This window comes from Paraclostridium tenue, from assembly GCF_039521565.1.
Taxonomy (GTDB): domain Bacteria; phylum Bacillota; class Clostridia; order Peptostreptococcales; family Peptostreptococcaceae; genus Paraclostridium; species Paraclostridium tenue.
The window spans coordinates 1-4,656 of the sequence record NZ_BAAACP010000038.1 but is presented as its reverse complement, the minus strand read 5'-3'; the positions used below and the strand labels follow the sequence as shown (position 1 = coordinate 4,656).

General features: G+C 27.5%; 7 protein-coding genes. All 7 read left to right on the top strand.

The features are described from left to right. Nucleotides 1-400, top strand: a 400-nt coding sequence (locus ABFX13_RS14390; RefSeq protein WP_346047187.1) for a chemotaxis protein CheW, incomplete at its 5' end; no start/stop codon positions are given. A 121-nt stretch (nucleotides 401-521) separates the two neighbouring features. Then, nucleotides 522-1,601, top strand: a complete 1,080-nt coding sequence (locus tag ABFX13_RS14385) for a protein-glutamate methylesterase/protein-glutamine glutaminase (RefSeq protein WP_346047185.1) — start codon at nucleotides 522-524, stop codon at nucleotides 1,599-1,601. A gap of 20 nt (nucleotides 1,602-1,621) precedes the next feature. Next, nucleotides 1,622-2,236, top strand: coding sequence for a chemotaxis protein CheC (locus ABFX13_RS14380; RefSeq protein WP_147545933.1), 615 nt, complete (start codon nucleotides 1,622-1,624; stop codon nucleotides 2,234-2,236). Nucleotides 2,237-2,247: 11 nt separating this feature from the next. Next, entirely contained in the window at nucleotides 2,248-2,733 is a 486-nt protein-coding gene (locus ABFX13_RS14375; protein ID WP_346047182.1) for a chemotaxis protein CheD, read from the top strand. Nucleotides 2,734-2,751: 18 nt separating this feature from the next. Next, nucleotides 2,752-3,234, top strand: a complete 483-nt coding sequence (locus tag ABFX13_RS14370) for a chemotaxis protein CheW (RefSeq protein ID WP_270647939.1) — start codon at nucleotides 2,752-2,754, stop codon at nucleotides 3,232-3,234. Beyond that, nucleotides 3,218-4,027, top strand: coding sequence for a CheR family methyltransferase (locus tag ABFX13_RS14365; RefSeq protein WP_346047180.1), 810 nt, complete (start codon nucleotides 3,218-3,220; stop codon nucleotides 4,025-4,027). Before ABFX13_RS14370 ends, ABFX13_RS14365 begins: the two co-directional genes overlap by 17 nt. Nucleotides 4,028-4,050: 23 nt before the next feature. Next, nucleotides 4,051-4,404 (top strand): response regulator, encoded by a 354-nt coding sequence (locus ABFX13_RS14360; protein WP_346047178.1) that lies wholly within the window; start codon nucleotides 4,051-4,053, stop codon nucleotides 4,402-4,404. The last annotated feature ends 252 nt before the right edge of the window (nucleotides 4,405-4,656 follow it).

The following is a 4,656-nucleotide window of genomic DNA, read 5'->3' as shown; positions in this document are numbered from 1 at the left end:
AGATGGTATGAAGGTAAAAATAGGAGATGAAATATATATTATTCCAGCCTTAAATATAAAGGAAGTATTTAGACATGGGGCTTATGAAATAGTTCAAAACCCAAATGGAGAAGAACATAGTATTATTAGAGGTAATTGTTATAAGATTCGTAGATTATCAAATATATTAGGAATGAATAAATCAAATTCTGATGAAGGAGTTATGATATTAGTTGAATCTGAAATGGGAAGTGTATGTATTATTGTAGATAGTATAATTGGACAACAACAAGTTGTAATTAAACCAGTGCCTACATTATTAACACAATTTGAAAAAGTACATTCTTACATATCAGGATGTTCTATTTTAGAAGATGGTTCTATAAGTTTAATATTTGATGTAAATGCAATTATAAATTAATAAATAATTTAAATATAATATCATAGGCGTAATTACTATAGACAAAGCTATAAAAATTGCTGAAAAATAATTAGAATTTTTGAAGTAATACAGTATAGATATTCAAAAGGAGATGGAGTCTATGGAAAAAAATAAGAAGATAAAAGTATTAGTAGTTGATGATTCTATTATGTTTCGCCGTATTATTGCCAAGTATCTTCAAGAAGATCCAGACTTAGAAGTTGTTGGAACAGCTAGAGATCCATATGAAGCTAGAGATAAAATAATACAGTCAAAACCAGATGTATTAACTTTAGATATTGAAATGCCAGGTATGAATGGAATTGAATTTTTAAAGATACTAATGGATCAATGTCCTATTCCAACTATTGTTATTAGTGGTGCTAATGGTAGGTGTTTTGAAGCTATAAGTGCTGGAGCTGTTGGATTTGTTGGGAAACCAGATACAAAGACAATGAATGATTTCTCTAATGATTTAGCGTATAAAATAAAAGAAGCTTCTATCGCTAAATTAGATAAAAAGTTGTCTAAAAACAATTCTTTACAAACAGAGTACGCTACAACAAATAAGAGTATAATTAGAAATTCTAAATTAAGTGTAAAAAGTGGCAAAGAAATAATTGCAATTGGGGCATCTATGGGTGGAGTTGAAGCTGTTGGGAAAATATTAAAACAATTACCTTTAGGATTACCTGGAATTGTAGTTACTCAACATATGCCACCAGTATTTACTAAAAGGTATGCAGAACGTCTAAACAAAGAGTGTTTAATAAATGTAGTAGAAGGTAAAGATGGTGAGGAAATATTAAGTGGATATGCATATATAGCACCAGGGGCTTTACAAATGGGTATTGCAAAGAAAAATAATAAATATGTATTAGAAATTAAAGAAGGAGAGAAAGTTAGTGGTCATTGTCCTTCAGTAGATTATCTATTCAAATCTGTAGCGGATGTAGCAAAAGAAAATGCTATAGGTGTTATTTTAACTGGTATGGGGTCTGATGGAGCTAAAGGGTTACTAGATATAAAGACATCAGGAGGATATACTATTGGTCAAAATAGACATTCATGTGTTGTTTATGGAATGCCAATGGCTGCTAAAAATCTTGGGGCAGTTTTAAAAGAAACTTCTTTAGATATGATTCCAAATGTAATATTAAACCAATTAAAAAAGAGACAATCAACAGTAAAATCTAAGTAGTAGATGGAAAGTAGGTATATATGAAATTTGAATGTGATAAATTAAATGTATTTCGTGAAATTAGTAATATAGGTTCAGGAAATGCATCATCTTCATTAGCTATAATGTTAAATGAGATAGTGGATATAGGAATTCCTAAAAGTGATATGATTAAGTTTTCAGATATAACTAATAGCTATAATTCACCAGAAGAGTTAGTTGTAGGAACAGTTTTACAACTTTCAGAAGATATGGAAGGATTTATTATGGTTATTATGAAAGTTGATTCAGCACTTAACCTATTATCAAAAATTACAGGAAAAGAAATTACATGTGATAGAGATGATTATGATTCAGTATGTGAAGAATTAAGTTCAATAGGAGAAATCTGTAATATACTTTGTGGAACATACTTAACTGCAATATCAGATATGACAAATTTAACTATAAATCCATCAATTCCATACTTTAGTGTGGACATGGTAATGGCAATTATGAACTTACCTATGTCATTATATGGACCAGTATCTGATTCAATTTTATGTATTGAAACAGACTTTTTCACTTTAGACAAAGAAATTGAAGGAAAATATTACTTTATTCCTAAGGTAGAGTCGTGTAAAAAATTATTATCTTCACTAGGATTTGATGATTAGGAGAAGAACTAATGAAAAATATAACTGTAGGTATAGCAGAGTTTAATATTGTAAAGGCACCTAATCAAATTATGACAATTGGCTTAGGCTCTTGCTGTGGAGTAGTACTTTATGATGAGATAAATAAAATAGCTGGATTGGTTCATATTCTACTTTCAGATTCAAAAAGTGAAAAGAGTATATCAAATAAAGCAAAATATGCAGACACTGGTATTACTTTGTTATATGAAGAAATGAAAAAAGCTGGTGCAAATCCTAGACTTATACGAGCAAAGCTAGCTGGTGGTGCACATATGTTTAATTTTAAAAATACAGGAAGTAGTATATGCACTATTGGAGAAAAAAATGTAAAAGCATGTAAAGAAACACTAGCGAAACTACATATTTCTATTGTTTCTGAAGATGTATTAGGTTCTTGTGGTAGAACTATTATATTTGACACTATTACAAATAAACTTCGCATCAAAAGCGTTGGAAAAAGTGAAAAATTTATTTAAAAGGATGGTGGGTTATTTGTGAATACAAACGATGAAGTAATAGAAGCTAAGATAGATGACTTGTATATGGTATTTATTATAAATGATAAAAAATATGCATTATCATCAAAGTATATTATAGAGATTATTGAGATATTACCTATAACAAAAGTTCCGTTTCTTCCTAAGTATATGAAGGGAATTATAAACTTAAGAAGTAATATTATTCCTGTTATGGATGCTAGAATAAGATTTGATATGGAACCAATTGAATATAATGAAAGAACTTGTATTATTATAATTGAAAAAAATAAAGAAAAGATTGGATTAATTGTTGATGCTGTAAATGAAGTTGTTAGTATTTCACCTGACAAGAGTATGAATATGAATTCAAATAAAGAAGATTGTAAGCAAAATTTTATAAAGTGTGTTAGTGAAATAAATAATGAAGTTCAATTAATATTAGACTGTGATTCATTAATGGAAATTGTAGAGGATATGAACAATGAAATTAACAAATAAAGACTTTGTGCGATTAAAAAATTTTATGTATAATAATTATGGTATAAATCTTGAAAACAAAAGAACATTAATTGAAACACGATTATTATTAATGGTAAAAAGACTAGGGTTTGCTGACTTTAAAAGTTATATAGATAGTTTAATGTTAGATAAGACTGGAGAAAAAGCATCAGCTTTAGTAGAAAAGTTAACAACTAATTTTACTTATTTTATGCGTGAAGAACAACATTTTGAATTTTTAAAAGATGAAGTACTAATACCTCATTTTAAAAATTCTAAAATGGGGAGCTTAAAAATTTGGTCTGCAGCATCATCTACAGGAGAAGAACCATATTGTATAGCAATGTTAGTGGCATCTATTTTTGGTAGAAATTCAAAATTAAAGGTATCTATAACAGCATCAGATATTTCTAATAATGTATTAAGACAAGCAAAAGCAGGAATTTATTCACAAGATAAGATATCTAAACTACCTGAGGTATGGGTTAAAAATTTCTTTAAGAAAATAAATGAAAGAAATTATGCTATTAGTGATAGTATAAAAAATTTAGTTGAATTTAAATATTTTAATCTAAATAATAGTATAGGTTGGGATAAACATAAGTACGATGTCATTTTTTGTAGAAATGTTATGATATATTTTGATAATCCTACAAAACAAAAATTGTCACGTAAACTATATGAATCACTTAAGCCAGGTGGATATTTAATAATTGGAATGTCTGAAAATCTATCTAATTTAGAAACAAATTTTGAACGTGTAAGACCATCAGTATATAGAAAAAGATTATAATTGATATAAATGGAGGAAATTTTATGAAAAGAGTATTAATAGTTGATGATGCAGCATTTATGCGTATGTCTATTCGTAAAATGCTTGAAGAAAATGGATTTGAAGTTGTTGGAGAAGCTGAAAATGGTGTAATGGCAATTGAAAAGTATCAAGAGTTACAGCCAGAAGTTGTAACAATGGATATTACTATGCCAGAGATGGACGGATTAGAAGCATTAAGAGAAATTAAAAAGCTAGATCCAGCTGCATCAATTGTAATGGTATCAGCATTAGGTCAAGAAGCTAGAATGAAAGAAGCAATTATATATGGGGCAAAAGGATTTATAGTTAAGCCTTTTAAAGAGGAAATTATTATATCAGCATTATCTAAATTATAATTTAATTTTAAGGTAAAACATATAGATTTTATTTATAATAATAAAAGTTAGTATCATAAAAGGAAGTCTCTTTAGTAATTTCCTTTTATGATATAATAAATTTAATTTATGAAAAAATGAAATTTAATAGAAGTTTAAAATATAGAAAATGAAAAAGTATGAATATAATAATTATAATTTTATAGATATATTAGATTGTTCATTAGTTGTTAATTTATAAACTACATTTAAAAAATAGTTTATAAATTAACA